Below are 26,853 nucleotides of genomic sequence, written 5' to 3' on the forward strand. Positions count from 1 at the left end.
AAATTTCTGATTTTAACCGAAAAATTATCGGAGCGAATGCTTTGCCCCTACAAAATTGGCATCTTTTGAGGCAGATTCGACGAGAATTGGATCGATCGTTTGGCTGCGATCGCGCTGGAGAAACTCATCTAACAGGTTAAAGAAATAATCAAAAGCTGCTTTTTCGTCGATACAGGTCAGCAAAATAATTTTATCCCACCCATTAACCGTATGAATGGATAAGCGATTTTGCAGCCAGGGTTGAAAGTTTTTGTAAAAGTCACTTTCTGCTTCCGTGTTAGTAATGCCCATTTCTGACCGAGCAAATCGATAGCCAAGAATGAACATTCTTAAATGAGTAATCGAACTCGTTCCCAGGTAAAGTGCCGGTTTTATCTTGATTTTATCCAGTAGATTAAATAATGTACTCATCTTTTTTTCCATACAATTAATTAAATCCCTAAAACTCCGAAATCACTTCAACATCAAATTCATTAGATAATGAGGTAAAATCTTTAATCCAATCATCGGGCAAAAGTCCCTCTGTAGAAAGATTATCAAAGATTTTGCCAAACACTTCGACTCCATAATGAACGCCATTTTCCGTAATAGTTTCCGTACAACCGATTTTTTCTAGTCGTTCGCTGAGAATAAAGTCTTCATAATCGTATCGAGTCGAGAGTCGCCAAATTTTTCCTGGGATTCCACGTTGTTTAAGCCATACTGTGAGGGTGCGAGCGCATTCCTCACAGTGGAGCAATGGAAATCGGATAACAAGGCGACCGATCGCGGCATAAATTTCCGCGATCTCAGCATCATCAGGACGATTTTTCAGGAAAAACACCTCCTTACTTAAAGAACGGCTTCATTGTAACTTTTTATCCACCGCATCTTCGCTTCCGGGCACGCCAATTCTTATCTTATAACTGTTCTTCTTTTGCGGCTTTACCTTGACTAGGGCGCAAGCGTTCTACTAAGCCCATTTCAAAGGCAATATCTGGTAACTGTTCCACCGGATAAGTTCCCGGGGCAAACATTTGGGTTGAAGTAAAACAAGGTTGTCTTAATTCCACAATTTCATTCGGGGCAAAAATAGCTCTGGATAATCTTTTTTCAATTCCCATAATTAACTTTTTCCTGTGATTTGTTTCTGTGATTTGTTTACAGCGGTTTTCAGATTACTGAACCACGCTAGGGCGAAGCATGACCGGATTCAGATTAATATTTTCATCAATAATTTGTCTGCGGTCATGCTTCGCCCCTACAGGTATTTGTGGTTTACTCGCGGAGAAAATTGCGCTCTTGCGATCGCCACAAAATCCGGCGAAAACGTCATTTCCTCACATTGTACCAAGGTTTGACCCCACCCAAGGGCGATCGCGTAGCGGATCCAGATCCGGGAATCCCGTTGCGGAGGCAATATCCCCTCCGTACCGCCTGAGTTTTGTAAAGTTTTCGTTGAGTTTGCTTGCAGATACATCAACCAAAGAGTAGTCAGGGTACAATCAAAGCGTTGTCCAAGTAAATACGGACGCTGGAGGATAAACCGGGTTGCTGCGGAGAAACCGGGTTTCTGCGACAACCTATGCTTTATACCGAGAACTTGATTAAGAAACCCGGTTTCTGAATTGTTTCTGAGTTTATACCGACTAACAAATAAATTTTATTTATATGAAGAAAAAATTTCCGGGTTTACCCGCAAAACTAATTATCGAAAGTTTGGCCGTGGTTTTGCTCGGACAAACACTTTATAGTATTTATAGTATTCCCACCAGCGCCCAAATTATCCCCGATCGCAGCTTGCGAAATAATTCTGTAGCCATCCCCGAAGGAAATACCATCAAAATCGAAGGGGGAACCACCACTGGTGACAGTTTATTTCATAGTTTTCAGGACTTTTCTGTGCCTACGGGGACGGAAGCTTTTTTTAACAATTATTTAACAATTGAAAATATCTTTAGTCGAGTGACAGGGGACAATGTTTCTAATATTGATGGCATAGTTAAAGCCAACGGCAACGCTAACTTATTTTTACTCAATCCGAATGGGATTTTGTTTGGGCCAAATGCTCAATTAGCCATTGGCGGATCTTTTATCGCTGCTACCGCGCAACAGATAAATTTTAACGATGGTAATTTTTTTAGTGCCACTCAAAAAAATGATGCGCCATTATTAACCATTAATCTACCCATAGGATTGCAATTTGCCACCAGTCCGGGGTCAGTCACCGTACAAGGTTCAACCCTACAGGTGAACCCTGGACAAAGTTTAACCCTGGTGGGTGGTGATGTGAACCTCAATGGGGGGCAAATTTTCGCCAGCGATGGCCAAATTGCGATCACTTCTCTAGGAAATAATGGCGAAGTTCCGTTAAATTCCGCCTTGGGTTTAGGGCAAATTTCCCCAGAAATAACCAGGGGAAATATTACTCTAGGAAATCGCAGTTTAATTAATGTTTCTGGTATCAATCAAGGTATCAATATTGATGTAGGCAATTTAACCGTCACTGGGGGCAGTCGCATCCAAAGTACCATTAACCAAAACGGCAAAGCGGGGGATATTGCGATTAATGCTACTGGGGCGATCGACATTTCTGGATTTACTCCAGATGGACTATTTAGCGGCATTTTATCCAAAACAGAAACCGCAGGAACCGGGGGCAATATTATCATTAATAATCCTGCGGGAAATGTCACCTTAGCCAACCGAGGCTTTATCGCTGCCGTCACCAACAGTCCGAACAATGGCGGACAAATTCAGATTAATGTAAATAATCTCGCGATCGCAACTGGGGGGCAAATTATCACCGCCACCACTGCCCCCGGAAATGCCGGAGATATTACAATTAATGCCACCGAAAGCGTCCAGTTGTCTGGCAGCAGCCCAAATTTTCTCCCCAATCCTTTGGCGAAGATTTCCGCATTTGATTTAAACCTATTAGAATTTATCACCCAACCGAATCCTGATGTAGAAGCATCTGGATCTAATGGTATTCCTTATACCTCAATTCAGCGAACTCCCGCACAAATCATCGCCGGGACAACGGTACTTGCTGACCCTACAGAATCATTTGATTATTATAAATTTTCTATTACTCAAGCTAATTCTCAAGGCATATTTGATATTGATGCCGCCAAAAAATCTGGCCCCGGAGATGTAGAAACTCAGATATTTTTATATAACTTAGCCACGGCACACTTACTCTATACCAATGATGATTCCCCGACGACCAGTGGGGCGGGGGGTAGCAGCGAACAACATGATGCTTATTTAAACGTCACCTTTGACCAACCGGGAATTTATCTGCTGGGAGTGGCGGAATTAGATTCTTTTGCCGCTACCGGATCGCCGATTAGTGGCAATAGGTTAGATGTAGGTGATACTTATACCTTACAAGTTTCCTTACAAAACCGAGGCAGCGAAGCTGTCACCGTGGCGGAAACTATGATTAATCCCGATAACTTTAATCCTAACCGAGGGGCGAATAGTGGTTTATTTTCCGAGTCCGGTGGCATTGGATCGGGGGGCAATATTACGATTAATACGGGGAAATTAATTGTCTCCGATCGCGCCGACATTTCTATTAATGCCTTGGATATGGGACGGGGCGGCAATTTACTGGTCAATGCCAGAGATATTGTGGCAATTAAAGATGCGGAAGTTTCCAGCATTACTCGCGGGACGGGGAATGCGGGAAATTTAATTTTTAATACGGGAAAACTCACCCTGGAAAATGAAGGCATTCTGAATACTTCCACCTTTGGTGCCGGAAATGCCGGAGATGTGACGATTAACGCCACCGATACGGTAGAAGCTTTTGGGGTCAATGACGTGGGCCGATTTAGCGTGATTAGAAGTGAAGCCCTTGAAGGCAGTACCGGCAATGGGGGCAATGTGAATATTACCGCTAGAGGCTTGAGTTTACGGGATGGGGGTCGCATTCTCAGCACCGCCAAAAGTGATGCCCCAGCGAATAGCGGTTCGATTACCGTGCAAACTTCGGACTTTGTGGAAATCATCGGCGCCGACCTAGAAGGATCTGCCAGTCGCTTGCGTACTAACGCTTATTTAGAAGGTGGCAGTGCCAATGCGGGAGATATTTTAATTGAAACCGGACGGTTAGTGTTTGCTAATGGCGGCAAAATCGAAAGTAGTACCTATGGGTCAGGTCATGCGGGAAATGTCACTTTAAAAGCTTCAGAATCCATTGAAATGACTGGCGTAGATCCCGTTGAATCCGATCCGGGTTTTGTGGCTTCTAGCACGTTTTCTACTGGTCAAGCAGGCACAATTACCATAGAAACAGGCGGGTCATTGACTTTAACCGATGGGAGTCAATTTACTGCCAATACCAGTGGATCGGGTAATGCCGGAGATGTGATTGTCCAAGCCAAATTAATTGAATTAATTGGTGTATCAGAAAATGGCAGCAGTGGGTTATTTGCTAGTGCTTTTGATGAAACGGAAGATGGCAGCGGCACCGGCAAGGGCGGGGATGTGATTCTCAATACGAACCAGTTAATTATCCGCGATCGCGCGGCAATTTCTGCCAGTAATTTTGCCAGTTACGCCCCATTGTCTCCGGGAAAAGGTCCTGCGGGAAATGTGGAAATTACCGCCAGAGAAATTCTGTTAGATAATCAAGGGATTATTAGCACTACTGCCGCTGCGGGCGATCGCGGGAATATATTTATTTCGTCGGGAGATATTCAATTAAGAAATAACAGTAATATTACCGCCAGCGCTTTTGGGGAAGCAACTGGCGGTAATATTACTCTGAATAATGATAATTTAATTGCTCTAGAAAATAGTGATATTTCTGCCAATGCAGAACAAAGTTTTGGCGGGCGAATTGTGATTAATGCTAACGGTATTTTTGGCACGGATTTTCGAGATATTAATACTCCCTTGAGCGATATCACCGCTTCCTCGGATTTAGGGGCAGAATTTAGCGGCACCGTTAAGTTAAATACCCCTGATGTTGACCCCGCATCAGGGTTAGTTGCATTAGAAAATAATGTGATTTCACTGAGTAATTTAATTGCTGATACTTGTGATGCCTCTGCTGGCAGTAGTTTCTATGTCATCGGTCGGGGGGGATTGCCTCCAAACCCTGATGCATGGCTGGGTAGCGATACAGTTTGGATCGATCCACGGATTGATGACCGGGCTAATTATTCCGCATCAATTGAACCGTCAGAGGCGATCGACAATCAACGGATTGTAGAAGCAACTGGATGGACAGTTGATGCCGATGGTTCGGTGAAATTAATCGCCCAAGCCGCTAATGTTAATTCAGGAAGTCCTTGGGAGCGATTCCGCGAAGCGGATCCCTTACGGGAATCTCCCCAATGTTCCATCTTGCCCCCAATATCACAAAAATAAATTACAGCGGTTTTCTTTCTTACTGAACCAGGGTAGGTCCCGCGCATTCCGTAGGGGCGAAGCATTCCGGTAGTCCATCTAATATTCTAAGCATCTTCTGGGGCGAATGGCCATTCGCCCGTACAAGGGCGAATGGCCATTCGCCCCTACGGAATGCGCGGGCCCGTACATTTAATCTTTTCAGCAATAATTTGTCTGCCGGAATGCTTCGCCCCTACAAAAATTTGTGGTTTACTCTACAGAAAATTGCTGTAGGACTGACCCACTGACAGGGTAGGGGCGCGGGGCGACCACGGGCGATCGGGGCAACCACTGCCACGGAAGAGGCCCTACAAGCGCCCGCCCCCAACTTAGGGCGTTTTCCCAGGGTTCAAGGGCGCAAGCATTGCGCCCCTACAACAACCACAGGGATGGCAATGCCTTCCTTACTCTATTCTCTTTCCTGTATTCTCTTTCCTCTGGTAAGGTAGAACAAAGCAACGTGGCCTTACAGCAATTTTCTGCTGAATAAACCACAAATACCTGTAGGGGCGAAGCATTCCGGCAGTGTAGGGGCGAATGGCCATTCGCCCCTACAATAATAAATTAAATACCGCTTGGGCTTCGCCCTAGGGTGGTTCACTAAGAAAGAAAACCGCTGTAAGCCACGCCCGCTAAATACTATGCTGATTGATATAGTAGCGAAATAATTCTCTAAAAAACTCTAAATTCATGTTTGACGCACTTGCTGAACGCCTAGAAGGGGCATGGAAGAAACTACGGGGTCAAGATAAAATCTCCCAGTCAAATATTCAAGAAGCTTTAAAAGAGGTCAGACGGGCTCTTTTAGAAGCAGATGTCAACCTCCAGGTTGTCAAAAACTTTATCGCTGAGGTAGAAACCAAAGCCCAAGGTGCGGAAGTCATTGCCGGGGTTCGACCGGATCAGCAGTTCATCAAAATTGTCTATGATGAACTCGTCCGAGTCATGGGGGAAAGCAACGTCCCCCTAGCCAAGGCAGACACCGCTCCCACTATTGTCCTGATGGCTGGGTTACAGGGAACTGGGAAAACCACTGCCACGGCCAAACTTGCTTTACTTTTACGCAAGCAAAAACGCAGCACCTTAATGGTGGCCACCGACATCTATCGACCGGCAGCCATTGACCAGCTAATTGCCCTGGGTAAACAAATCAATATTCCCGTCTTTCAACTCGGTACTGATGCGGATCCCGTGGAAATTGCCCGTCAAGGGATTGCTCATGCCAAGGAAATTGGCGTAGATACGGTGATTATTGATACCGCCGGTCGTCTCCAAATTGACGAGGAGATGATGGCTGAGTTATTGCGGATTAAACAAACCGTTCAACCGCACGAAACCCTGCTGGTGGTAGACGCCATGACCGGGCAGGAAGCAGCGAACCTGACTCGGACATTCCACGATCAAATTGGCATTACCGGCGCGATCCTGACCAAAATGGATGGGGATAGCCGAGGTGGTGCGGCGTTGTCGGTACGGCGGATTTCTGGGGCGCCGATTAAGTTTGTTGGGGTTGGGGAAAAAGTCGAAGCCCTGCAACCGTTTTATCCAGACCGGATGGCTTCCCGCATTCTGGGTATGGGAGATGTGCTGACTTTGGTGGAAAAAGCCGCCGAAGAAGTGGATCTCGCTGATGTCGAGAAGATGCAGAAAAAAATTCTCGCCGCTCAGTTTGACTTCACTGACTTTCTCAAGCAGATGCGGTTGATGAAAAATATGGGTTCTCTGACCGGGGTGCTGAAACTGATTCCGGGGATGAATAAGCTTACGGACGATCAGTTGGAAAAGGGAGAAACTCAGTTAAAGCGCTGTGAGGCGATGATTAATTCCATGACCCAGGAAGAACGCCGAAATCCCGATTTATTGGCTTCTTCCCCTTCCCGGAGACGGCGCATTGCCAAAGGATCCGGTTATCAGGAAAAAGATGTCAGCAAGCTGGTGACAGATTTTACTAGGATGCGGGCGATGATGCAGCAGATGGGTCAGGGGCAATTTGGCGGCATGGGTATGCCCGGAATGCCCGGAATGCCGGGAATGCCCGGAATGATGGGCGGGCCAGGTGCGCCACCATCCGGCTGGCGTGGCTATGCTGGCGGTGGGGATCAGAAGAAAAAGAAAAAGAAGCCAAAAAAGGGCTTTGGTACGCTATAATAGTCGATTGTGCTTTGTTCTTGACGATCAGGATCTTCCCAGAGTGTAATTGGTGAAAAATTTGTGATGTATTACCGAGAATTTTAGCTTTCAGCGAAGAATAGTCCAGAAGAACTGTTGCATCAAGAACAAATCGCTTAAAATTATTCAGGAGGAATATACTCTTAGCAAGATGATCAAACTGCGATTAAAGAGATACGGAAAAAAACGGGAAGCCAGCTATCGGATCGTGGCCGCACAAAGTACCAGTCGCCGCGATGGTCGTCCTCTGGAAGAATTGGGATTTTATAATCCCAGAACCGATGAGACTCTCTTAGATGTTCCGGGACTTGTCAGACGACTCCAGCAGGGTGCTCAACCTACAGATACAGTGCGTCGCATTCTAGAAAAAGCGAATGTCTTTGAACAAGTCAAAGCCAGTTCCAGTGTCCAAGCCTAAGAACCCAGTGGAAGTGGTGACTCAAACAATAGAAGATAAGGCTATTCCTGATTATGTAGGCTTGGTAAGGTTTTTATTGGAGCCTTTATTAGAGTCGGCAGAGTCTTTGCGCGTGGATTGCGAAAAGTCCGCCAGTAAACCAAAGGTCTGGATTCGGATGTCTTTTGAAGATCCGGAGAAGGGGCGCGTTTTTGGTCGCGGTGGCCGAAATATTCAGGCCATTCGCACTGTGTTGGCGGCAGCGGCTGAAACGGTGGGCGAGTCTATTTATTTAGATATTTATGGCAGTGGGTCAGGCGATCGCGATCGCGATCATTCATCTGATCGCTCATTTGAGCATTCATCGGATGAGCGATCGGAGCGCAGAAAATCCCCGCCCTCAACCCCCCGCGCCAAGCTGCCGAAACCTGCGCCAAGAGACAAATGAGAGGTTGATAGGAGAGAGAAAAGAGCAGAGAGGATAGAGAATAAACATAACCATACTCTTTAATCTTTACTCTTTACTCTTTACTCTTTACTCTCTACTCTTTTCTCTTGACTCTAAATTGCTGATTTTTCAGTCCCCATCCCTATTAATCCCATCTATTGAATCGACGCCTGTGAAGAGTCTTAGCCGACTCTAGGCGTCTTTTTACGTTGCGGGTTGCAGAAACCCGGTTTCTGCGGTAACTTTGATTTTCTAGCAGAGATAGTATAAAGAAACCCGGTTTCTTTGGTAATCCCATGTCAGAAAGAATCACGATTTCGTTGCCTTCGGTGGAGAGTGCGATCGCGCTTAGTGGTAGTCAACAAGAAAATCTGAAAACTTTGTCCAAGCAAACGGGTGCAATGGTCGATTTGCACGGACAAGAGTTGGCGATCGCGGGGACAGCAGCCCAAGTCGATCGCTGTCGTCGCTTAGTGGCATCTCTCGAAGAGATTTGGAAAGCGGGGAAATTGATTACCGGGGTGGATATTCTCACCGCTTGTCATGCCCTGGACACCAACCGTCAAGAAGATTTGCAAGATTTACAACGGGATGTTTTGGCCAAAACTCGTCGCGGAGATGATATTCGGGCGAAAACTTTCCGACAACGGCAATATATCCAAGCCATTCGCAACCATGACCTGACTTTTTGTATTGGGCCTGCGGGTACAGGTAAAACTTACCTAGCGGTAGTTTTGGCGGCTCAAGCGCTTTTATCTAATCAATACGATCGCCTGATTCTGACGCGACCTGCGGTAGAAGCGGGGGAAAAGTTGGGCTTTTTGCCTGGAGATTTGCAGCAAAAAATTAATCCTTATTTGCGTCCGCTTTATGATGCGCTTTATGAGTTAATCGATCGCGAAAAAATTGAAAACCTGATGGAACGGGGGGTGATTGAAGTTGCCCCCATTGCCTATATGCGCGGTCGGACTTTGAATAATGCGTTTGTGATTATGGACGAAGCCCAAAATAGTACCCCGTCCCAGATGAAAATGGTGTTAACTCGTTTGGGTTTTCGCTCGCGCATGGTGGTGACTGGGGATATTACCCAAACGGATTTACCCAGTTATCAAGAGTCGGGTTTAGCGGTGGCCCAGAAAATTTTACAAAATGTAGAGGGCATCGCTTTTTGCCAATTGTCTCAAGCGGATGTGGTGCGGAATCCTTTGGTGCAGCGCATTGTCGCCGCTTATGAGAAGTATCAGCCGTAGTAGTGTATTAGGGGGTAGGGTGTAGGGTGTAGGGCCGCCATCGGTGTAGGGTGTGGGGTTCCTCTGCTCGATTGGCGGCTCGATTGGCGGCTCCTCTGCCGACGGCGAGTCCCTTATCCCTGTAGCAGTAGTTGCCTATTCCCTGTTCCCTGTTGTGTAAGGCCGTCATCGGTCGCCATCGGGTGCGGAGGTGCGATCGTATTATCATTATAAATAGACAAAAAAAATCACAATGGGAGCTAAAGATAAATTTCATGCTGCGGTTAGAATTGCTCTAGAAAAAGAGCAGTGGAATGTCACGGACGATCCATTAAGACTCGAAGTAGGCGGCACAAAATTTGAAATTGATTTAGGTGCAGAGCAACTGTTAGCAGCAGAACGAGGCCAAGAAAAAATAGCCGTTGAGATAAAAACCTTTTTAAGTGATTCACCCCTGACCGATTACCATGCTGCATTAGGACAGTTTTTGAATTATCGGCTTGCTTTAGAAATTAGCGATCCCACAAGGATTCTTTATTTGGCAGTGCCGGTGGGGGTGTATCAAACCTTTTTTAAGCGCGAATTTGCCCAAATTTCTCTGGAAAGATATCAAATTAAACAAATAATTTACGATCCGAATGAGGAGGTAATTATCCAATGGATAAAATAGTGGATAAAATCGGAGATAAAATCGGGGATAAAATAGAATATTATCGCCAGATTATTCAGTCTGTGTTAGCGGATTATGCGTCTATCCCGATCGCGAATGGCTCGATAGATTGCTACACGGTTTTTGACACGAAACAAGACCACTATCAGGTAATGAATGTGGGCTGGGATGGGTATCGAAGAGTTTATGGTTGCGTGTTACATTTGGATATTCAAGGGGGGAAAATTTGGGTTCAGCAAAATATGACCGAAATGAGAATCGCCCAAAAACTGGTGGATCTAGGGGTTCCTAAGCAAGATATTGTCCTGGGGTTTCAACCTCCTGAAATCCGGCAATATACGGAATATTCAGTTGTTTAATTTTGTTTTGTTTTGTTCTGTCCGGTGTTGTGAGTAGTAGCCTTAAATAACGCGATCGCTTTCTCATGTTTACCGATAAAGATTATGGTCTGGGTCTAACCAGATAGCGTAAAAAACATTTTCGCTAAAAAATCCATGCACTCTGCCATATTCATTGGCAGAGATTTGAAACTGGTAGGGGGTATTGACTAGCTGCTCTTCATTAGCAATCCCAAAACCATTGGGTTCAGTTGTATCTTGCCAGTAGTGTAGGGTGTAGGGTGTAGGGGGTAGGGCCGCCATCGGTGTAGGGTGTGGGGTTCCTCTGCTCGATTGGCGGCTCGATTGGCGGCTCCCCTACTCCCGTGCTCCCGTACTCCCGTGCTACCCTGCCATACCCACCTCATTCAAAGCCTCTTGAATCACGCGATCGCTGACTCCCCGACGCTTCAATCCTTGAATAAAATTAGAGACCGTTAAAGAAGGATGACGGCTTTCTAAGTGGTAGAGAATTGCCTCATCAGGTAAAGGTGATTCAATTGGATGATGCTTTTTTTCGTAAGCTTCAACCAAGGTGACGAGAATTTCCAAGCGATTGCCCTCTGGGGTATTCAATTCTGCCTCAAAAAGCCGTTCAATTTCCGCCAACGCTTGACGATAATCTGCCTCAGTTTTTATCGGTTTCAAATCCATATTAATTAACCTCCCTATCAACGTTTTCCGGCCACAAATGTCTCCATTTTTCCCTCGTTACCCGGATATTCCTAGGGAAAAATTAACTAATTTTTAACACAATTAATCAATTGTAGCGATAAATAAGGCGATCGCTTTCTCATGTTTACTGATAAAGATGATGGTCTGGGTCTAACCAGATAGCGTAAAAAACATTTTCACTAAAAAATCCATGCACTCTGCCATATTCATTGGCAGAGATTTGAAACTGGTAGGGGGTATTGACTAGCTGCTCTTCATTAGCAATCCCAAAACCATTGGGTTCAGTTGTATCTTGCCAGTCTATTTTATGACATCGGAGACTTTTACTCTGATTGTTAATCAGTTCTTTCGCATTTAATTGAGATAAATCGCGCAGTCTCCGCAAGAGAGAAGCTAGATATCTGGCGTCCCTCTTACCTATGGAAAATTTTTCTTTATCATCCTGATAATACCGGAAAGAAAAACTAATTCCTTCCGGTATTTTTATCTCCCCTACATTTCTTCCGGCTGAAGATGGCTGAATGCGGATATCAGTGTCTTGTCTTTTTTTATTCTTCTTCGATGACACGGGTTTTGTAAAAGTTTCTCATTAACTCCTTAGTAATAATAGCATGAGAAGGTTCATCTTTTGGCAAGTCACCTCTGGCATTAATCCAAGGGTCTTCGCGGCGCACCATCAACTCTAACTCATAAGCGTCCAGAAAAAAATAATCGTCAGCTAACTCGTCTAAAAACTTTTGGACATCTTCTGAGAATTCGGGTTTTTCGACTTCTTTCAGAATGGGTTTAAACCCGAATTGTTCTTTGTATTCATAAAATAAAGCGGGGATAGTCGGCCCATGCATCCAGGCTTCAAAGTCTTCCTCAAATAGAGGTGTATCTTCAAAGGCTAAATACCAGGCTTGGGCATAGTATAAGAGTTTTTGCAGTTTTTGATTGCTGAGGTAAGAACCTACATCATTGGCAAACCAGATGAAGTAATCAGCGAGTTTGGCTGCGGTGGTTACGGGGGCGATCGTGGTCATATAAATTCACTGAATTAGTTGGATAATTTTGATAATAATTATAATAGCACAATGCGCGGGCCGTTGGAATGAAATTGGCGATTTTGTTTACCAAAAATATCGTCATGGCGAAGCATTTCGGCAGGTAAGTTATGGGTGGTAAGCGGGGATTTTCTGCCGAAATGCTTCGCCCCTACAGCCATGATGCAGCCATGATGCAGCCATGATGAAACTGAAATAGAAAAATTTTGTGGTATAATTGTGGTATAATCATCATCGTCAGGAATAATGAAACAAATATGGAAGCCACAATTACGATCGCTTTAACCCCAGAAGGAAATTTAGAACTCCCACCGGAAATTAGAGATAAATTCTCGCAGGGGGAAAAATACTCAGTGATTACCAATGGAGACACTATTGTTTTTACAAAAGTCCCCACATTTGATTGGGATGACTTAAGAAAACGCCGAGAGCAGTTAGGAGACGATCCGGATCAGCTTACTACTGAAGAAATTTGTGCGATCGTCAAGGAAGTTCGTCACGAAAGAGCAAAGAAATGAAAGTAGTTTTAGATACAAATATTTGGGTATCTGCGGTGATTTGGGGCGGAGTTCCTGATGAAATTGTCCAATTGGCAGAACAAGGAAGAATCACAATTGCCATGTCTCAAGAATTATTGGATGAATTAGAAGGCACATTCAATAAAACCAAACTGCAACCCAAGCTAAAAGCTTTAGGTTTAACGGGATCTACTGTAATTGCTCTGATTCGCTCATCTGTTATTTTATATCCAATTGATGAATTAAATGTGCCTGAACTCAGAGATCCAGATGATACTATGGTCTTGGCAACTGCGATCGCCTCTCAAGCGGATGCGATTATTACAGGCGATATGGATTTACGCGTTTTAGCAGAATATCAGGGCATTAAAATCATGGCAGCCCAAGATTTTATTCAACAATATTTTGACCTAGGTTCGTAGTGATAACTTTAGGCTTGACTTTATTCTTCCGTTTCGGACTCACAAGGTAATGTTAATCGGATATTGATATCAATTGTCAGTGTATTTTGATTTTCAAAACTCAGATTAACTATCTTTAATAATGGTTCTATCGGCAAAGAAGGATTAAATTTATTAGCCTTGACCGCAGACTGAGTTTGACTTTTATATCCCCCTTCTTCCAGCAAATTATTAATATTTCTCCAGTTCTTTACCTTCTCATTCGGGACATCGGCCATTATTTTGCAGTATTGATATAAAGTTTTGCACATATAAACTTCCACTCCCTTGGCACTCTGCAAAAGTTGGCGGGCGATCTCAGCCGGACTGCAACCGCACAGCAGCCCCCGCAGATAGAGCTTTTCCCGCTCAGTCAGTCCCTTTCTGGCCCGAGGAGAGCATTTTTGCTTGGCTGCGGCCAGGTCTTGGTACAGCCTTTCTAGATCCCAGTGTTTTGCCGCTTCTGCAAACATCTCATCTTTAGACATGGCAAGGGTTTTGGATAATTTGATAGTGTAATGCTAACCGAAAATTATAGCGTATGTTAGCAAAAATTTGCTTAACCTTAACCTCTTTTGGCACTCTTTACCAGCCATTACAGCTACAATGTCACACACAGCAGCCCACCCAGAGCGTTTTTCACATGAATAGAGCACATCTGTAGGGGCGAAGCATGACCGCATTCGATGGTTAAAAACAGAAACTTTTTCCGGTCATGCTTCGCCCTTGACTTGATTTGTGGTTTAGCCAGCAGAAAACCCCTGTAGAGTAAAAAATCCTAGTAATTTTCCTACTCGGCAAAGATATTATTCCTAGACATGACAAGGGTTTTCGGCAATTTGATAGTGTAATCCTAACCAAAACAGATAGTGTGTGCTAGTTGCTTGATAATTATTGTTAGTTTATTATTTTTATAAAGTATGACTTAGGTGGCTGTATTAGCCTCTTGCTCCGTAAAAACACTGAGTTCATGGCTAGAGGGATCTGGACAAATGTAAATAGTTGTAACAGACCCCGAACTTTTGCATAAAAGTTCGGCTGGAAGCAGAAATACAGGTAAACATTCCCAAAACTTTACTCAACAGCGCAGCGAAAGGGTTAGGGCGATCGCTAATTTAAAGGTAGTAAACTTTTATATGTCTGGGAACAATCTAGTTGGACAAACACTTAAAGGACATTACGAGATCACCGAGGAACTGGGATCCGGTACTTTTGGAGAAACTTATCTAGCGATAAATACCGAAAAATTTAATGACCCTTGTGTTGTCAAAAGACTGAAACCTCAACATCCATCTTTGATCCAATGGGTGCAACAGAAATTTGAGGAAGAAGCGAAAACGCTGAAACTGTTAGGAAAACACCCTCAAATCCCAGAATTATTTGCTCATTTCCAAGAAAATCAAGATTTTTTTCTCGTCCAAGAATATATTAAAGGTGACGATCTCCGCACCCAGTTCGTCTCTGGGGTGCCGTGGCCTGAAAATATAGTGATTTTTTTACTGAGAGATATTTTAGAAGTTTTAGAAATAGTTCATAAAAATAACGTCATTCACCGCGATATTAAGCCGGAAAATATCAGAATTACAGAGCAAGACAATAAGATTGTGCTAATTGATTTTGGTGCAGTTAAGCAAATTACCACCCAAATCTTTAACAGTCAGGGACAAGTAACAAAAACAACTGTGGTGATTGGTACACCGGGCTATATGCCGATGGAACAAATGAAAGCAAATCCTATGCTATGCAGTGATGTTTATGCGGTGGGAATGATTGGCATTGAAGCTCTTACTGGCATATTTCCCGCTAATATTCCTATGGATTCGACTGGAAAACCTGAGTGGCGCAATAAAGCCCAGGTGAGTAATGAATTTGCTGCTGTTTTAGATAAAATGGTGTGTTTATATACGCGCGATCGCTATCAATCTGCATCAGAAGCACTAGAAGCTGTCCGTAAGTTAATCGAATCAACAACACCGCCACCAGTACAACCAGGAGGAACAACACCAACAGTAATAGCATCACCACCACCTCCGCTACCTACACCACAACCGCCACCGCCACCTACACAATACGCCGGTTTTTCTACGCGATTAATGGCGGATATGATTGATAAAACCATCTTAATATTTGGCAGTATAATCTGGGATTTAATCACCCAAACACCAACCAATGATGGTGCAGAATTTTTGGGCAGGTTTATTGCCACATATGTCATTCTGGGATTTCTCTATTGTCCAATCATGGATAGCTCTAAGTTTCAAGGAACCATTGGCAAGAAGGTGCTGGGAATTGCTGTCACCGATATCAACGGAAATCAGCTAACTTTTGAGCAAGCCACTAAAAGACATAGTAGTAAATTTTTATCTTATTTAACTTGTTTGATCGGTTTTTTTCTAGCGGGCTGGACAGGGAAAAAACAAGCTTTACATGACAAAATTTGTGAAACTTTAGTCGTGAGGAAATAAGTAGATGTCTAGAACAAGTCACTATGCCGGAATTAACAAGCGATTTGTTGCGATTTTGATTGATAGTATTTTCTTGACATTTGCATACCTGCTTGCTGGGGTGAAAGCCCCGGATATTTTTGCTGAAAACTTTCAGCCAGACCAAAAATATTTTATATATACTATTTTGACAAGTATTGTAGGCTGGATTTACTTTGCAGGCATGGAAAGTTCGGATCTACAAGCCACCTTTGGGAAAAGGCTACTGGGCATTATTGTCACCGATACTCAAGGAAATAAAATATCTTTCGCCAGAGCAACAGGTAGATATTTTGCCAAGTCAAGTTGTGTCCTAGTTTGGATAGTAGCGTTAATTGCTGTATTCATAGCATATAAAGCCGGAGATGACTCCCCTTACTGGGTCGTAGCTTTATTAATATTTCTTGGCGGATTGTTATTAGGAACAATTGGCTACCTGATGGCAGCTTTCACCCCAGAAAAGCAAGCTCTCCATGATATTATGGCCAGATGTTTGGTGGTGAATGGCAGCGGTCAATCCATTACTATTCCCTGGAAGCTTATAATTGGATTGGCAATTGCCGCAATTCTATCTGGACGAATTATAGACGCTATTCCGACAGATACAAATACGACAAATACAGGCACGACGGAAATTACCCTGGATCCAGGGAACACAGATACAGACACGACAGGTACGGACACCAAGGTTCCAAGCGAGATAGTAATACCTCCTGAAGCTAGACAATTTCTTCAAGAAACGCCCTCTCCTACAGAAAACAACCCAAATATTCCTACCTCTGGTAGATTTACTGTTTGTGGCTCTGAGGAACAACTTCTTGAATATGACAATGTAGTCATAGACGGTGACTGGAAATTTCAGTTTAGTAATGGAGCAGGCGCTATTCATATAGCAAGAATTAAAATGCAAGGAGATTCAGGAATAATGAGAGTTGTATTTCCTGACCCTAGTGAAGCGGGTGGATTCGGAAAAGTGCAACAAACAATGCATCTCTATAGATCGTCTCAAGGATTAGTTGTGTTAGGCTTTAATCCGATGAATCCTGAGACAGGAAATCCTGTTACTTCTTATCAGCCGGATAAGTTTCTGATTAGACAGGAGTTTGATGGTTCGACTACGGTGAGAAACTGTGGTGATGGGGGCGATGGTTCACCTGTGAATGTAGAGCCATACCTAAATTGATTTTTCAGGGATATTTGATTCGTGAGAGATCGGAAACCGGGTTTCTTGACCAATAAGAAACCCGGTTTCTGCAATAACTTTTATTTTCTAGCAGAGATAGTGTGAAGAAACCCGGTTTCTTGTTTGCCGAAGCGAGAAAACGGGTTTCTTTGGTAGGCGCGATCGCCCAGAAACCGGGTTTCTTTCTGCCATTGTTATTTTCTAGCAGACATAGTGTGAAGAAACCCGGTTTCTTTGATCAATTAAACGAGTGTCAGCGCTTTGACCTTGGCGATTTTATCGGGACTCAATCCCGCTAATTCTCCAATTTCTAACCAGCCTTCTTTGACTAATTGGGCAAAGACAAAAATTAACATCGAATCACGAGAATCATATTTCCCATCCAGGTAATGCCTTCTGGCACTGAGAAAATCATGCAGTTTCCAGAGTTCATCGGGACTGGTGGCTGCTTCCGCTTGTCGTTTGACCTCTGCCATCATCGAAGCAACTTCACGACGATAGGCAGTATCAAAAGCAGTCTTGACAATTTTTTCTTCTGTGGGAGACCATTGAGTTTCAGTAAGGGGCATCGTCAAAATTAATAGTTTTTTGAATTTAAATTGCAGTCAAAGAAGATTACTTTCCTTGATATGAGTAAAAATTATAATAAATATTTGGATGCATAAACTAGGGGATTGGCTGAGAAAATTTCTGGACAGAGAGGAATTTTATGTCAAAACCCTTGCTATGTATGGATTTCACGGCTGTGCTATTACTTCTTTAAATTTTGCGGGATTGGGGGAATGGCGGCAGCTTGAGGCAGTTGGAACCAAGGAATTTGGGGAAAAGCGTGGTGTTCTTGGTGATACGCTCCAAAGTGATAACAAGTTATTAATGACCAACAATGCCATAAAAAATTAGTCGGGCGATGCCGGTTTTGTCCAGTCTTTCCCAAGCCATGAGGCAAATATGTGCCAAAAAAGAAAAGCTGAAGCGAACTTAAGATTAGCGGCACCAGGAAGACGAGGAATAAATTTAAGTAAGTAATATGAAACCAACTATGCACCGAGAAGGAAAATAGCCCGATCGCCCCGATAAATTTGAGAAATTGGCCAAGAGAAAAGTACCCGCCCAGGAATTTAGCATACCAGAAAATCGGCTGAGGATGGACTCCATCGTGAAAGTCAGGATCGCCAATCTGTCCCGGTTTTAAATGGTGAATTCTATGATTTTGTTGACAATTTTTATAGGATAATAAAGCATAGAGACTCACCGCGAGTTGGCCGATTCTCCGGTTTAAATGCCGATGGTTCGGCACGAGATTGCCATGCATCGCATCATGGGCAAGGATAAATAATCCCGTATGAAGAAAAGACCTTCCCCCGATACCAAAAGCGATCGCCAGCCAACTCATTTTTTCCAGAGGCAAAGCCATGAGAAAAATCCCACTGCCAACCCATAATAAAATAATCGCGATCGCCAACCATAAACCCAAATATGATCCTTGTTTTTGTAATCCCATAATTGCCATTTTAAGACTATATATCTATATAGCACTTGTCAGAGTTATGAAGGACAAAAAAACTGTCATTCCCGCGCAGGCGGGAATCCAGAAAACCTCTGTACTTCATTTGAATAATAACCGCTATATCTATGCGAAAAAAGCGCCCCCACTGAGGACGCTCTCATTTTAATCCGTTGAAAAATTGGGACATATTTCAGTCCAAATTATCAACAAATTTCTATCTTCTAACCAAGTTTAAAAGTTCCTTGGCCGATGCTAATAAATCAACCGCCACAAAGAATATCTTGCCATCAGGATTTAACAGGAAGCGCCAAGCAATATTCATGCCCACATTGCCACCAAACCAAGGGGTTTGACAAGTGCCAGTAACTTTAATTTGCAGGAACTCATCATTTGCTGGTTCAACCACACCCCGTTCAGGGACGAGTTTGAGATTTTGGCATTCTTCTCGGAAGAAACGCAGTACAGCTTCTTTGCCCACAATAGGACGTTGAAAAGGAGGTTGAATCGCACCATCTTCAGCAAACAATTTAATCAGAGCATCAAAATCATTTGCATTAAGATTGGTCATGTATTGAATCACCGTTGGATTATCAACTCCTTCGATGGTCACTTTTTGACGCTCAGAAGTCTCTGTGGGGACAACGACAGGTTCAGATACACGCTGATATCCTTGAATTTTGTTCGGGTCATAACCCATGTCTACCACTGCATTTCTCAAAACCGTGATTTGTTGTCCCGGTTCCATACTGCAAATGGTGGCTAAAACTGCGGAAGCGTTGGCAGAAAGTTGATAGCCAGAAGGAATGGGCGCAACGAGTCCTTCGTCCATCCATTCAGCTAGACGATACCAAAAGCCCAGTTTGATATTCGGTGTCCAAATCGCATACATCCGATTGATCGGAGTGTCGGTCCGATTGGCCAAATCGCACATGGCTTGGGATTGTTCCCGGAAGGACATTTCCTTGATTTGTGCCAAAGTGGATTCGGCAAACTGCATACTAGCCGCACCAGGAGCGGCAATTGTGATGGTTTTTCCCATTTCCAAGTAAGCAAACCAAATTAATGCCAGTTGATCTTCTGCACTAAGCTGGTTGAAACGGGCTGTTGTTGCGGGAACAACATCGGCAGCCAGAGTATTTGAAAAGATATTGCGTGCTGTATCAACGGTGTACGGCATAAAGTCTCCATTAGATGCTGAACTTGTAATGAGAAAGAGCTTTTCGAGCTTTTCTCTAACTCCAAGCTTTCTTGTTGTATTAACCTTAGCACATATAACTTAACAAAACGCAATATTTCTATAAAAATTTTTACGGGGGGATATTGCCTAAACTGATGATTCAACCTGTAACCCTTGAGAATACGCGGTGTCTGTCCCCTAAGTTTTGTTAAAATTACTACACATGAAGGTAAATTATGTGATATAATTAAGGTTTTGCTTTATTAATGCGATCGCGACAAAGCCCCAAAACCGAGTTTTTTGAGCAAAGTTCTGCTGAAAATCCAAAAATTGTCGTAAAAACCGGTTTTTTGTGTGCAAGAAACCCGGTTTTTTTATTAGGCGCGATCGCTATTTTTTTACCCTCGTCCCCAGCCATCTCACCATTTCTCTGTTAAAATATAAATTGTCGGTTTAGCCAAAAAAAGTTATGCCCGTAAAATGGAGAGAACATATTGTCACTACGCCTGATATACTCCGAGGTAAACCAAGAATCAAAGGAACCAGAATTCCCGTTAGTTTGATTTTAGGTTATTTAGCATCAGGAAATACCGTAGAAGAAATTATTAAGGTTTATATTCATGTGAATGAATCGTAATTTTGCAAGCGATCGCCTCTCTCTCATCTCCCCATCTCAAAGCCCGCCTCTTCCATGCCAAATCAGAAAAAGCGCGATAATTGATCGGAAGACTTCGTGCTTCGATACCCACGATTTAGCAAACCTCTGCCAGGATACGAACGCTTAAAATTTCATCGTTTCTCAGGGGTTTAATTGCAGAAATAGGAACGATGACAACGGCAATTGATTCCCCAGTAGCACTGAAGATTTCTAGCACGCCACCTTCTTCCCCGTTCCCCGGATGGGGGACATAATCAATGAGAGTGGCTACATCGCCTTTTTTGAGGTGATGTTCGGGAAAATCGCAATTTAAGGAAACGCGCTGGTAGAGGTCAAACATTTGTTGATTTCTCCTTTTTCGGTTTAAGGGTGATAAACTGGAATTTGCCGTCTATTTTACGATTGAGCCAAATGGTAATTACCGATAAGTTTCTCTTGTTAATGCCGATTAACTCTCCTTCTACACGATAGAAAATTCCATATTCGTTAGTGGTGTCTTCTACGGCTTCTGCTGTATCAGCTAATTGACGCAGGGCAGATATTAACTGTTCGGGGTTATCTTGGGTAAATCCAGCCTGTGCGAGAAATTTTGATTTGTCATCCTGTTCTCTTTGAACGAGCAAATAGCGAGTTATTTTAGAATCTGGAATCATGCCATCAGCGGGAATTTTCATACTACATTTTATTCATCTGTATAAATAGTTGCAAATAGTTTCACGGTTTTATCATTGCCGCTTTCACAGCAGGATGAATCAAGTCTTCAGAAATTCGATGGCGGTCAATATAAGTATTTATTTCTTCCTGGTTATCCAAATAAGTAGGTGAACATAATTAATTGCACTTTTTGTTCCCCGCCGATAGGCTGTGGATTCCCGCCTTCGCGGGAATGACAGTTTTTCTTCTGATCTGGTCTGTGGTGCATTTATTTCTGCCCACCTACTTAAAAGCTCAGTGCGTCAAAAATTTGAGCTAATTTCAGATGAGGTAAGTGCATCGGGATTTCTTCAGAAATAATACCTAAACGCCACAATTCCCCGATCGCACGAACCGAAGTTATCATTTCTGCGATAATTGGTTCCCCGTGCAAAATGTCAGGGTAACGTGCGACATAACGCGAAGCAGATTGTGTAGTCATTATGAGATTAGCCAGACACATTGATCTTGATTATAACTTACCCTATTGATTATAACTTACGCGAAAACACCGTCAAGTCGAGCGTAAACATCACCTAATTTTCACTTTTCAAATGTTAAGCTTATTTTACTATTTTGTCGAGATCGCTCTCTCATCCCCCCATCCCAAAAGCCTCGCGATCGCCCCCCCAAAAGCGCGATCGCTATTTTTTTAGCCTCGTCCCCAGCCATCTCACCATTTCTCTTTTAAAATATAAATTGTCGGTTTAGCCAAAAAAAGTTATGCCCGTAAAATGGAGAGAACATATTGTCACTACGCCTGATATACTCCGAGGTAAACCAAGAATCAAAGGAACCAGAATTCCCGTTAGTTTGATTTTAGGTTATTTAGCATCAGGAAATACCGTAGAAGAAATTATTCAAGAATTTCCCGACTTAATCAAAGAACAAATCCATGCTTGTCTTGATTATGCTCGCGATTTATCAGATTTTGAAACAGCCGCCTAATGAGTTTAAGATTTTTTATCGATCGATGCGTTCCTAACTCGATTGTCAAAATTCTGCGGGATGCCGGTTATGAAGTTTTCGTTTTAGGCGATTTCATAATTTAATGGCTAGGTTAATTGACTATTTATCCTTACACAATTGGTGAGAACACTACCAGGGAAAATTACTAATTGTATTTACAGGATTCGAGTTAAAGAGTAATCATTAATGGCGATCGCCTATTTTCTCCTTTCCCCAGAACCTAAAGGGATCAGAAACCGGGTTTCTGTCATAACTTTGATTTTCTAGTAGAGATAGTGTTAAGAAACCCGGTTTCTTGGAAAGCCAAAGTGAGAAACCCGGTTTCTTTGGTAAGCGCGATCGCCCCCACAAACCGGGCTTAAATCTTCCTTAAACCCTCCTTTATGTCCTTTGTGTCTTTGTGGTTCAAAAATTCTTACCCCGAAACCGAAAAAATTTAAATTCCCATCAATTAGAATCGCTCAAAAAAGGATTAACTAATAAATTCTCGGTTTTCGCGCTGGGGAATTTCCAGCAGATAATCTTCCTCGGCACATAGATTACGCAACTCAGCAAAAGCATCAGCAATTGAAGCTTTTTGACGCTGCTGTTGCCAGCTTAAAAAATCTTGAAATACCCGATGATCTACTACCGCTGCCACAAGGCGATCGCCCAGAAACCGGGTTTCTGCCATAACTTTTATTTTCTAGCAGAGATAGTGTGAAGAAACCCGGTTTCTTCGCTTTTGGCGTCCGACTAATAATTTCGTGAAAACTTTGTTCAGCCTGACTAATATCCCAATTCAAGCGATCGCCTCTTAGTTAAACGATTACTTAATTAATCTTAAAATTAGGGTAGGCATTGCCCACCTGTACTCATACTGGCTTAATTTTAACAAAAACAGGCGATCGCCCCCACAAACCGGGCTTAAATCTTCCTTAAACCCTCCTTTGTGTCCTCTGTGTCTCTGTGGTTCAAAAATTCTCACCCCGAAATCGAAAAATCAGCCTAAGATCGAGATAAACCTATCGACTCGATCTATGAAACGCATTGTATTAATCACTGGATTTGAAGCCTTTAACGCGGATCTGTACCGCAAAGCCGCCCAGATAGCGACTTCTCGCTGTCCTGACCTGGAAATCCGGGTATTCTGCGATCGCGACATTACCACAGATCCAACCGCAGTCGAAACTGCCTTAAAAGGGGCGGACGTATTCTTTGCCAGCTTAATTTTCGACTATGAACAAGTTCTATGGCTGCGGGAACGAGCACAAAACATTCCTATCCGCTTAATTTTTGAATCAGCCTTAGAATTAATGGCCCTGACCCAATTGGGCAAATTTGTCATTGGGGACAAACCCAAAGGAATGCCCAAACCCGTACAATTTATCCTCAGCAAATTCTCTAGTGGCAGAGAAGAAGACAAACTCGCGGGATATATTAGCTTCCTCAAAACTGGGCCAAAACTGCTGAAATTTATCCCCATTGGTAAAGTCCAAGACTTACGCAACTGGCTAATTATTTACGGATACTGGAATGCCGGGGGCATAGAAAATGTTGCCGCAATGTGTTGGACATTAGCGGAAAAATATCTCGGCTTAACCGTGGGGGAAATACCCCCACCCCAAGAAACCCCAAACATGGGCTTACTTCACCCAGAATTAGAGGGATATTTTGAATCACCCCGGCAATATTTAGAATGGTATTTTTCTCGCCCTGGTTTTCGTCTCTGGGAAATCCCCGAAACCGAAACTAGCCTAACTAAGAAAAAGCCGGTTGTAGGCATTTTACTTTATCGCAAGCACGTCATTACCAAACAGCCCTATATTCCCCAACTGATTCATCAGTTTGAACAAGGGGGAATTGTTCCCGTTCCTATTTTTATTAATGGGGTAGAAGGTCATGTCGCTGTCCGGGATTGGATGACCACAAGTTATGAACAAATGCAACGCAAACAAGGTAATATTTCTATTCCTTCGCTATCCCCAGAAGCGGTAGAAGTGGATACGATTGTTTCTACTATTGGCTTTCCTTTAGTCGGTGGCCCAGCCGGGTCAATGGAAGCGGGCAGACAGATAGAAATTGCCCAAAAAATTCTCACGGCCAAAAATATTCCTTATATCATTGCTGCCCCATTACTGATTCAAGATATCCATTCTTGGACGCGGCAAGGAATTGGTGGTTTACAAAGTGTGGTTTTATATGCTTTACCAGAGTTAGATGGGGCAATTGATACTATTCCCTTGGGGGGTTTAGTCGGTGAAAATATCTATCTAATTCCCGACCGTGTACAGCGGTTAACGGGACGGATAAAAAACTGGGTGAATTTGCGCCAAACTCCGCCATCAAAAAGAAAAGTTGCCATAATTTTATACGGATTTCCTCCGGGTTATGGGGCAACGGGAACCGCTGCTTTATTAAATGTCCCTCGCAGTTTATTAAACTTATTAAATGCCCTGAAAACCCAAGGGTACACGGTGGGTGATTTACCGGAAGATGGGGAACAAATTATCCGCCAAGTTAAAGAAGCAGATGAGGCGATCGCTTCTGAAGGTCAATCGTTTTCTGCTAATCGCAAAAAAATGGGTAATCTCACTACCACCGTTAACGTTAAAAGCTTAGAAAAATGGTTAGGCTACCTGCTGACAACCCGGATCGAAAAACAATGGAAATCTTTGACCGATACGGGGATTAAAACTTATGATGACCAATTTCAAATTGGCGGCATTCACTTAGGAAATATTTGGATTGGGGTGCAACCACCTTTAGGAATTTCCGGCGACCCTATGCGGTTAATGTTTGAACGGGATATGACCCCGCATCCTCAATATGCGGCATTTTATAAATGGCTACAAAATGAGTTTCAACCTCATGCGATCGTTCACTTTGGGATGCACGGAACCGTGGAATGGCTGCCCGGATCTCCGTTAGGCAATACGGGCTATTCTTGGTCAGATATTTTATTAGGAAATCTGCCCAATTTATATATCTATGCGGCGAATAATCCCTCAGAATCTATTTTAGCTAAACGGCGCGGTTATGGGGTATTAATTTCTCACAATGTTCCCCCCTATGGACGGGCTGGGTTATATAAAGAATTGATTACCCTACGGGATTTAATCGCTGAATATCGGGAAGACCCGCAAAAAAATTCTGCGTTACAAGAAGCCATTTGTCAAAAAATTGTGGATACGGGTTTAGACAGCGATCGCCCCTTACCGGAAGCGAAGAAATTAGGCATTGAATTCACCGTAGAAAATGCCCGAATGTTTAGCATGGAAGTTTTGCGTAACTATTTTATCCAAGTGTATGAATACCTCCAAGTGGTAGAACAACGGCTATTTTCTTCTGGGTTACATATTTTAGGGCAACCCCCAGAACCAGACCAATTAAAATCTTATTTAGATGCCTATTTTGGGGAAAATCAATCACCCAATTCAGCCGAACCAGAAAAATCGGGGACAGTGACGCAAATTCAGGATTTGTTAATGCAAAATACCGATGAAATGACTAATTTACTCCGTGGTTTAAATGGGGAATATATTCCCCCAGCCCCAGGAGGAGATTTATTGCGCGATGGGCCGGGAGTTTTGCCCACCGGACGGAATATTCATGCTTTAGATCCTTATCGAATGCCGTCCCCCGCAGCTTATGAACGGGGTCGAGAAATTGCCAAAAAAATTATTGCCCAAAATGTGCAAGAAAATGGGCAATATCCCGAAACCGTGGCGGTGATGTTGTGGGGTTTAGATGCGATTAAGACTAAAGGAGAATCCTTGGGAATTCTGTTAGAATTAGTGGGGGCAGAACCACTGAAAGAAGGAACCGGACGCATTGTGCGTTATGAGTTAAAACCTTTAGCGGAAGTGGGACATCCTCGGATTGATGTATTAGCAAATCTTTCGGGTATTTTCCGGGATAGTTTTGTGAATATTATTGAATTGTTGGATGACTTATTTTTGCGGGCAGCGGAGGCTGATGAACCGGAAGAACATAACTTTATTCGCAAACACGCTTTAGCTTTAAAAGCGAAGGGAGTTGAGAATGTTTCGGCGCGATTATTTTCTAATCCTGCCGGTGATTTTGGGTCTTTGGTTAATGACCAAGTAGTTGATGGGAGTTGGGAAAATGGCGATGAGTTGGCAAAGACTTGGGAAAGTCGGAATATGTTTAGTTATGGCCGTAAAGATAAAGGTCAAGCCCGACCAGAAGTGATGGCAGAGTTGTTAAAAACGAGCGATCGCATTGTGCAACAAATCGACTCGGTAGAATATGGTTTAACAGATATCCAAGAATATTATGCCAACACGGGAGGTTTAAAACGGGCAGCGGAAAAACAAAGCGGCAAAAAAGTCAAAGCTAGTTTTGTGGAAAGCTTTTCTAAAGATACCAATCCCCGAAATTTAGACGACTTGTTACGGTTAGAATATCGTACCAAATTATTAAACCCTAAATGGGCGGATGCAATGGCCAATCAAGGGTCAGGTGGGGCTTATGAAATATCCCAGCGGATGACTGCTTTAATTGGTTGGGGAGGAACCGTAGATTTTCAAGAATCATGGGTTTACGATCAATCCGCCGAAACTTATGCTTTAGACCCAGAAATGGCGGCTAAATTACGCAAGTCTAACCCGGAAGCTTTTCGGAATATTATCGGACGAATGTTAGAAGCCCACGGGCGAGGATTTTGGCATCCGTCCGAGGAAAAATTAGAGAAGCTGCGGGCTTTATATGATTTAACCGAGGACGAAATAGAAGGAGTTAGCGTGTAATAATTCCTCAAGAAACCGGGTTTCTGGTCTGGGCGATCGAATAAGTTGTCTTCTTAGGTAAAAAAACCCGGTTTCTCG

32 protein-coding genes are annotated in these 26,853 nt (G+C 43.3%); 15 read left to right on the forward strand and 17 right to left on the reverse strand.

Features of this window, described 5'->3' with window-relative positions:
• Nucleotides 1-24: 24 nt before the first annotated feature.
• From AM228_RS05325 to AM228_RS05340, 4 genes are all read right to left on the reverse strand, one after another.
• Nucleotides 25-411: a hypothetical protein gene (locus AM228_RS05325; protein WP_054465201.1), complete on the reverse strand. Its 387-nt coding sequence runs from the start codon at nt 409-411 to the stop codon at nt 25-27.
• Between the two features lie 28 nt (nt 412-439).
• The gene (locus AM228_RS05330; protein ID WP_054465067.1) at nt 440-823 is read right to left on the reverse strand and encodes a papain fold toxin domain-containing protein; all 384 of its coding nucleotides are present in this window, start codon (nt 821-823) and stop codon (nt 440-442) included.
• A gap of 76 nt (nt 824-899) precedes the next feature.
• Nucleotides 900-1,103: a hypothetical protein gene (locus AM228_RS05335; protein ID WP_054465068.1), complete on the reverse strand. Its 204-nt coding sequence runs from the start codon at nt 1,101-1,103 to the stop codon at nt 900-902.
• 137 nt (nt 1,104-1,240) lie between these two features.
• Nucleotides 1,241-1,561, reverse strand: a complete 321-nt coding sequence (locus AM228_RS05340; RefSeq protein ID WP_156331558.1) for a hypothetical protein — start codon at nt 1,559-1,561, stop codon at nt 1,241-1,243.
• A gap of 89 nt (nt 1,562-1,650) precedes the next feature.
• Here AM228_RS05340 and AM228_RS05345 point away from each other — a divergent pair, with 89 nt between their 5' ends.
• The 8 genes from AM228_RS05345 to AM228_RS05375 all read left to right on the forward strand — a co-directional run bounded on the left by AM228_RS05345 (nt 1,651) and on the right by AM228_RS05375 (nt 10,657).
• Nucleotides 1,651-5,364 carry a filamentous hemagglutinin N-terminal domain-containing protein gene (locus AM228_RS05345; protein WP_054465070.1) on the forward strand — a complete coding sequence of 1,238 codons (3,714 nt, stop codon included), beginning with the start codon at nt 1,651-1,653 and terminating at the stop codon, nt 5,362-5,364.
• Between the two features lie 132 nt (nt 5,365-5,496).
• Entirely contained in the window at nt 5,497-5,619 is a 123-nt protein-coding gene (locus AM228_RS36025) for a hypothetical protein (RefSeq protein WP_255353155.1), read from the forward strand.
• A gap of 456 nt (nt 5,620-6,075) precedes the next feature.
• Nucleotides 6,076-7,533, forward strand: a complete 1,458-nt coding sequence (gene ffh / locus AM228_RS05350) for a signal recognition particle protein (protein ID WP_054465071.1) — start codon at nt 6,076-6,078, stop codon at nt 7,531-7,533.
• A 172-nt stretch (nt 7,534-7,705) separates the two neighbouring features.
• Nucleotides 7,706-7,972, forward strand: coding sequence for a 30S ribosomal protein S16 (rpsP, locus tag AM228_RS05355; protein WP_054465072.1), 267 nt, complete (start codon nt 7,706-7,708; stop codon nt 7,970-7,972).
• On the forward strand, nt 7,959-8,399 hold the full coding sequence (locus tag AM228_RS05360) for a KH domain-containing protein (RefSeq protein ID WP_231636632.1): 441 nt from the start codon (nt 7,959-7,961) through the stop codon (nt 8,397-8,399). Before rpsP ends, AM228_RS05360 begins: the two co-directional genes overlap by 14 nt.
• Nucleotides 8,400-8,695: 296 nt before the next feature.
• The gene (locus AM228_RS05365) at nt 8,696-9,649 is read left to right on the forward strand and encodes a PhoH family protein (protein ID WP_054465073.1); all 954 of its coding nucleotides are present in this window, start codon (nt 8,696-8,698) and stop codon (nt 9,647-9,649) included.
• A gap of 232 nt (nt 9,650-9,881) precedes the next feature.
• Nucleotides 9,882-10,298: a XisH family protein gene (locus AM228_RS05370; RefSeq protein WP_054465074.1), complete on the forward strand. Its 417-nt coding sequence runs from the start codon at nt 9,882-9,884 to the stop codon at nt 10,296-10,298.
• The gene (locus tag AM228_RS05375) at nt 10,286-10,657 is read left to right on the forward strand and encodes a XisI protein (protein ID WP_054465075.1); all 372 of its coding nucleotides are present in this window, start codon (nt 10,286-10,288) and stop codon (nt 10,655-10,657) included. The genes AM228_RS05370 and AM228_RS05375 overlap by 13 nt, the downstream gene beginning before the upstream one ends.
• A gap of 69 nt (nt 10,658-10,726) precedes the next feature.
• On the opposite strand, the gene AM228_RS05380 is transcribed toward AM228_RS05375, so the two are convergent.
• The 4 genes from AM228_RS05380 to AM228_RS05395 form a co-directional block, all read right to left on the reverse strand.
• Nucleotides 10,727-10,939: a hypothetical protein gene (locus AM228_RS05380; RefSeq protein ID WP_054465076.1), complete on the reverse strand. Its 213-nt coding sequence runs from the start codon at nt 10,937-10,939 to the stop codon at nt 10,727-10,729.
• An 81-nt stretch (nt 10,940-11,020) separates the two neighbouring features.
• Nucleotides 11,021-11,329, reverse strand: coding sequence for a type II toxin-antitoxin system HigA family antitoxin (locus AM228_RS05385; RefSeq protein ID WP_054465077.1), 309 nt, complete (start codon nt 11,327-11,329; stop codon nt 11,021-11,023).
• Between the two features lie 145 nt (nt 11,330-11,474).
• Nucleotides 11,475-11,918: a hypothetical protein gene (locus AM228_RS05390; protein WP_231636633.1), complete on the reverse strand. Its 444-nt coding sequence runs from the start codon at nt 11,916-11,918 to the stop codon at nt 11,475-11,477.
• The gene (locus tag AM228_RS05395; RefSeq protein ID WP_054465078.1) at nt 11,899-12,375 is read right to left on the reverse strand and encodes a Panacea domain-containing protein; all 477 of its coding nucleotides are present in this window, start codon (nt 12,373-12,375) and stop codon (nt 11,899-11,901) included. Before AM228_RS05395 ends, AM228_RS05390 begins: the two co-directional genes overlap by 20 nt.
• Before the next feature lie 278 nt (nt 12,376-12,653).
• Here AM228_RS05395 and AM228_RS05400 point away from each other — a divergent pair, with 278 nt between their 5' ends.
• Complete coding sequence (locus tag AM228_RS05400; protein WP_054465079.1) at nt 12,654-12,914, forward strand: hypothetical protein; 261 nt, start codon at nt 12,654-12,656, stop codon at nt 12,912-12,914.
• On the forward strand, nt 12,911-13,336 hold the full coding sequence (locus AM228_RS05405; protein WP_054465080.1) for a putative toxin-antitoxin system toxin component, PIN family: 426 nt from the start codon (nt 12,911-12,913) through the stop codon (nt 13,334-13,336). Before AM228_RS05400 ends, AM228_RS05405 begins: the two co-directional genes overlap by 4 nt.
• A 20-nt stretch (nt 13,337-13,356) precedes the next feature.
• Here the strand turns inward: AM228_RS05405 and AM228_RS05410 are convergent, their stop codons facing one another.
• Entirely contained in the window at nt 13,357-13,842 is a 486-nt protein-coding gene (locus AM228_RS05410) for a LuxR C-terminal-related transcriptional regulator (protein WP_072160669.1), read from the reverse strand.
• A gap of 648 nt (nt 13,843-14,490) precedes the next feature.
• On the opposite strand from AM228_RS05410, the gene AM228_RS05415 reads away from it, so the two are divergent.
• Together AM228_RS05415 and AM228_RS05420 are read left to right on the forward strand one after the other, a co-directional pair.
• Nucleotides 14,491-15,819, forward strand: a complete 1,329-nt coding sequence (locus AM228_RS05415; RefSeq protein ID WP_054465081.1) for an RDD family protein — start codon at nt 14,491-14,493, stop codon at nt 15,817-15,819.
• Nucleotides 15,820-15,823: 4 nt separating this feature from the next.
• Nucleotides 15,824-17,020, forward strand: coding sequence for an RDD family protein (locus AM228_RS05420; RefSeq protein ID WP_054465082.1), 1,197 nt, complete (start codon nt 15,824-15,826; stop codon nt 17,018-17,020).
• 242 nt (nt 17,021-17,262) lie between these two features.
• Here AM228_RS05420 and AM228_RS05425 read toward each other — a convergent pair whose 3' ends face one another.
• The 3 genes from AM228_RS05425 to AM228_RS05435 all read right to left on the reverse strand — a co-directional run bounded on the left by AM228_RS05425 (nt 17,263) and on the right by AM228_RS05435 (nt 19,704).
• On the reverse strand, nt 17,263-17,589 hold the full coding sequence (locus tag AM228_RS05425) for a hypothetical protein (protein WP_054465083.1): 327 nt from the start codon (nt 17,587-17,589) through the stop codon (nt 17,263-17,265).
• 182 nt (nt 17,590-17,771) lie between these two features.
• A complete protein-coding gene (locus tag AM228_RS05430; RefSeq protein ID WP_054465084.1) occupies nt 17,772-18,521 on the reverse strand; it encodes a fatty acid desaturase in 750 nt (249 codons plus the stop codon).
• A 220-nt stretch (nt 18,522-18,741) separates the two neighbouring features.
• A complete protein-coding gene (locus AM228_RS05435) occupies nt 18,742-19,704 on the reverse strand; it encodes an orange carotenoid-binding protein (RefSeq protein ID WP_054465085.1) in 963 nt (320 codons plus the stop codon).
• A gap of 469 nt (nt 19,705-20,173) precedes the next feature.
• On the opposite strand from AM228_RS05435, the gene AM228_RS29225 reads away from it, so the two are divergent.
• Complete coding sequence (locus AM228_RS29225; RefSeq protein ID WP_072160671.1) at nt 20,174-20,341, forward strand: DUF433 domain-containing protein; 168 nt, start codon at nt 20,174-20,176, stop codon at nt 20,339-20,341.
• Between the two features lie 115 nt (nt 20,342-20,456).
• Here the strand turns inward: AM228_RS29225 and AM228_RS05440 are convergent, their stop codons facing one another.
• The 4 genes from AM228_RS05440 to AM228_RS36030 form a co-directional block, all read right to left on the reverse strand.
• The gene (locus AM228_RS05440; protein ID WP_054465086.1) at nt 20,457-20,702 is read right to left on the reverse strand and encodes a DUF4926 domain-containing protein; all 246 of its coding nucleotides are present in this window, start codon (nt 20,700-20,702) and stop codon (nt 20,457-20,459) included.
• Entirely contained in the window at nt 20,695-21,036 is a 342-nt protein-coding gene (locus AM228_RS05445; protein ID WP_054465087.1) for a DUF6883 domain-containing protein, read from the reverse strand. The genes AM228_RS05440 and AM228_RS05445 overlap by 8 nt, the downstream gene beginning before the upstream one ends.
• 266 nt (nt 21,037-21,302) lie before the next feature.
• Entirely contained in the window at nt 21,303-21,497 is a 195-nt protein-coding gene (locus AM228_RS05450; protein WP_082348752.1) for a DUF433 domain-containing protein, read from the reverse strand.
• 101 nt (nt 21,498-21,598) lie between these two features.
• A complete protein-coding gene (locus AM228_RS36030) occupies nt 21,599-21,727 on the reverse strand; it encodes a hypothetical protein (protein WP_255353156.1) in 129 nt (42 codons plus the stop codon).
• Nucleotides 21,728-21,778: 51 nt separating this feature from the next.
• On the opposite strand from AM228_RS36030, the gene AM228_RS05455 reads away from it, so the two are divergent.
• A complete protein-coding gene (locus AM228_RS05455) occupies nt 21,779-22,003 on the forward strand; it encodes a DUF433 domain-containing protein (RefSeq protein WP_054465088.1) in 225 nt (74 codons plus the stop codon).
• Nucleotides 22,004-22,496: 493 nt separating this feature from the next.
• Here AM228_RS05455 and AM228_RS05460 read toward each other — a convergent pair whose 3' ends face one another.
• Nucleotides 22,497-22,697: a hypothetical protein gene (locus AM228_RS05460; protein WP_054465089.1), complete on the reverse strand. Its 201-nt coding sequence runs from the start codon at nt 22,695-22,697 to the stop codon at nt 22,497-22,499.
• 346 nt (nt 22,698-23,043) lie between these two features.
• Here AM228_RS05460 and bchH point away from each other — a divergent pair, with 346 nt between their 5' ends.
• Complete coding sequence (gene bchH, locus AM228_RS05465) at nt 23,044-26,775, forward strand: magnesium chelatase subunit H (RefSeq protein WP_054465090.1); 3,732 nt, start codon at nt 23,044-23,046, stop codon at nt 26,773-26,775.
• Nucleotides 26,776-26,853: the final 78 nt, after the last annotated feature.

This window comes from Planktothricoides sp. SR001 (genome assembly GCF_001276715.1).
In the GTDB taxonomy this organism is placed as follows: domain Bacteria; phylum Cyanobacteriota; class Cyanobacteriia; order Cyanobacteriales; family Laspinemataceae; genus Planktothricoides; species Planktothricoides raciborskii.

Excerpts from the sequence above, each read along its gene's own strand:
- bchH (WP_054465090.1), top strand. The coding sequence starts at position 23,044 with ATGAAACGCATTGTATTAATCACTGGATTTGAAGCCTTTAACGCGGAT.
- AM228_RS05380 (WP_054465076.1), bottom strand. The coding sequence starts at position 10,939 with ATGGCGGCCCTACCCCCTACACCCTACACCCTACACTACTGGCAAGAT.
- AM228_RS05385 (WP_054465077.1), bottom strand. The coding sequence starts at position 11,329 with ATGGATTTGAAACCGATAAAAACTGAGGCAGATTATCGTCAAGCGTTG.
- ffh (WP_054465071.1), top strand. The coding sequence starts at position 6,076 with ATGTTTGACGCACTTGCTGAACGCCTAGAAGGGGCATGGAAGAAACTA.
- AM228_RS05460 (WP_054465089.1), bottom strand. The coding sequence starts at position 22,697 with ATGGCAGAAACCCGGTTTCTGGGCGATCGCCTTGTGGCAGCGGTAGTA.
- AM228_RS05420 (WP_054465082.1), top strand. The coding sequence starts at position 15,824 with ATGTCTAGAACAAGTCACTATGCCGGAATTAACAAGCGATTTGTTGCG.
- AM228_RS05375 (WP_054465075.1), top strand. The coding sequence starts at position 10,286 with ATGGATAAAATAGTGGATAAAATCGGAGATAAAATCGGGGATAAAATA.
- AM228_RS05395 (WP_054465078.1), bottom strand. The coding sequence starts at position 12,375 with ATGACCACGATCGCCCCCGTAACCACCGCAGCCAAACTCGCTGATTAC.
- AM228_RS05400 (WP_054465079.1), top strand. The coding sequence starts at position 12,654 with ATGGAAGCCACAATTACGATCGCTTTAACCCCAGAAGGAAATTTAGAA.
- AM228_RS05430 (WP_054465084.1), bottom strand. The coding sequence starts at position 18,521 with ATGGGATTACAAAAACAAGGATCATATTTGGGTTTATGGTTGGCGATC.
- AM228_RS05455 (WP_054465088.1), top strand. The coding sequence starts at position 21,779 with ATGCCCGTAAAATGGAGAGAACATATTGTCACTACGCCTGATATACTC.
- AM228_RS05440 (WP_054465086.1), bottom strand. The coding sequence starts at position 20,702 with ATGTTTGACCTCTACCAGCGCGTTTCCTTAAATTGCGATTTTCCCGAA.
- AM228_RS05415 (WP_054465081.1), top strand. The coding sequence starts at position 14,491 with ATGTCTGGGAACAATCTAGTTGGACAAACACTTAAAGGACATTACGAG.
- AM228_RS05445 (WP_054465087.1), bottom strand. The coding sequence starts at position 21,036 with ATGAAAATTCCCGCTGATGGCATGATTCCAGATTCTAAAATAACTCGC.
- AM228_RS05325 (WP_054465201.1), bottom strand. The coding sequence starts at position 411 with ATGAGTACATTATTTAATCTACTGGATAAAATCAAGATAAAACCGGCA.
- AM228_RS05335 (WP_054465068.1), bottom strand. The coding sequence starts at position 1,103 with ATGGGAATTGAAAAAAGATTATCCAGAGCTATTTTTGCCCCGAATGAA.
- rpsP (WP_054465072.1), top strand. The coding sequence starts at position 7,706 with ATGATCAAACTGCGATTAAAGAGATACGGAAAAAAACGGGAAGCCAGC.
- AM228_RS05450 (WP_082348752.1), bottom strand. The coding sequence starts at position 21,497 with ATGACTACACAATCTGCTTCGCGTTATGTCGCACGTTACCCTGACATT.
- AM228_RS05405 (WP_054465080.1), top strand. The coding sequence starts at position 12,911 with ATGAAAGTAGTTTTAGATACAAATATTTGGGTATCTGCGGTGATTTGG.
- AM228_RS05410 (WP_072160669.1), bottom strand. The coding sequence starts at position 13,842 with ATGTCTAAAGATGAGATGTTTGCAGAAGCGGCAAAACACTGGGATCTA.
- AM228_RS05370 (WP_054465074.1), top strand. The coding sequence starts at position 9,882 with ATGGGAGCTAAAGATAAATTTCATGCTGCGGTTAGAATTGCTCTAGAA.
- AM228_RS05425 (WP_054465083.1), bottom strand. The coding sequence starts at position 17,589 with ATGCCCCTTACTGAAACTCAATGGTCTCCCACAGAAGAAAAAATTGTC.
- AM228_RS05365 (WP_054465073.1), top strand. The coding sequence starts at position 8,696 with ATGTCAGAAAGAATCACGATTTCGTTGCCTTCGGTGGAGAGTGCGATC.
- AM228_RS05345 (WP_054465070.1), top strand. The coding sequence starts at position 1,651 with ATGAAGAAAAAATTTCCGGGTTTACCCGCAAAACTAATTATCGAAAGT.
- AM228_RS05435 (WP_054465085.1), bottom strand. The coding sequence starts at position 19,704 with ATGCCGTACACCGTTGATACAGCACGCAATATCTTTTCAAATACTCTG.
- AM228_RS36025 (WP_255353155.1), top strand. The coding sequence starts at position 5,497 with ATGGCCATTCGCCCCTACGGAATGCGCGGGCCCGTACATTTAATCTTT.
- AM228_RS36030 (WP_255353156.1), bottom strand. The coding sequence starts at position 21,727 with ATGGCTGGGGACGAGGCTAAAAAAATAGCGATCGCGCTTTTGGGGGGG.
- AM228_RS29225 (WP_072160671.1), top strand. The coding sequence starts at position 20,174 with ATGCCCGTAAAATGGAGAGAACATATTGTCACTACGCCTGATATACTC.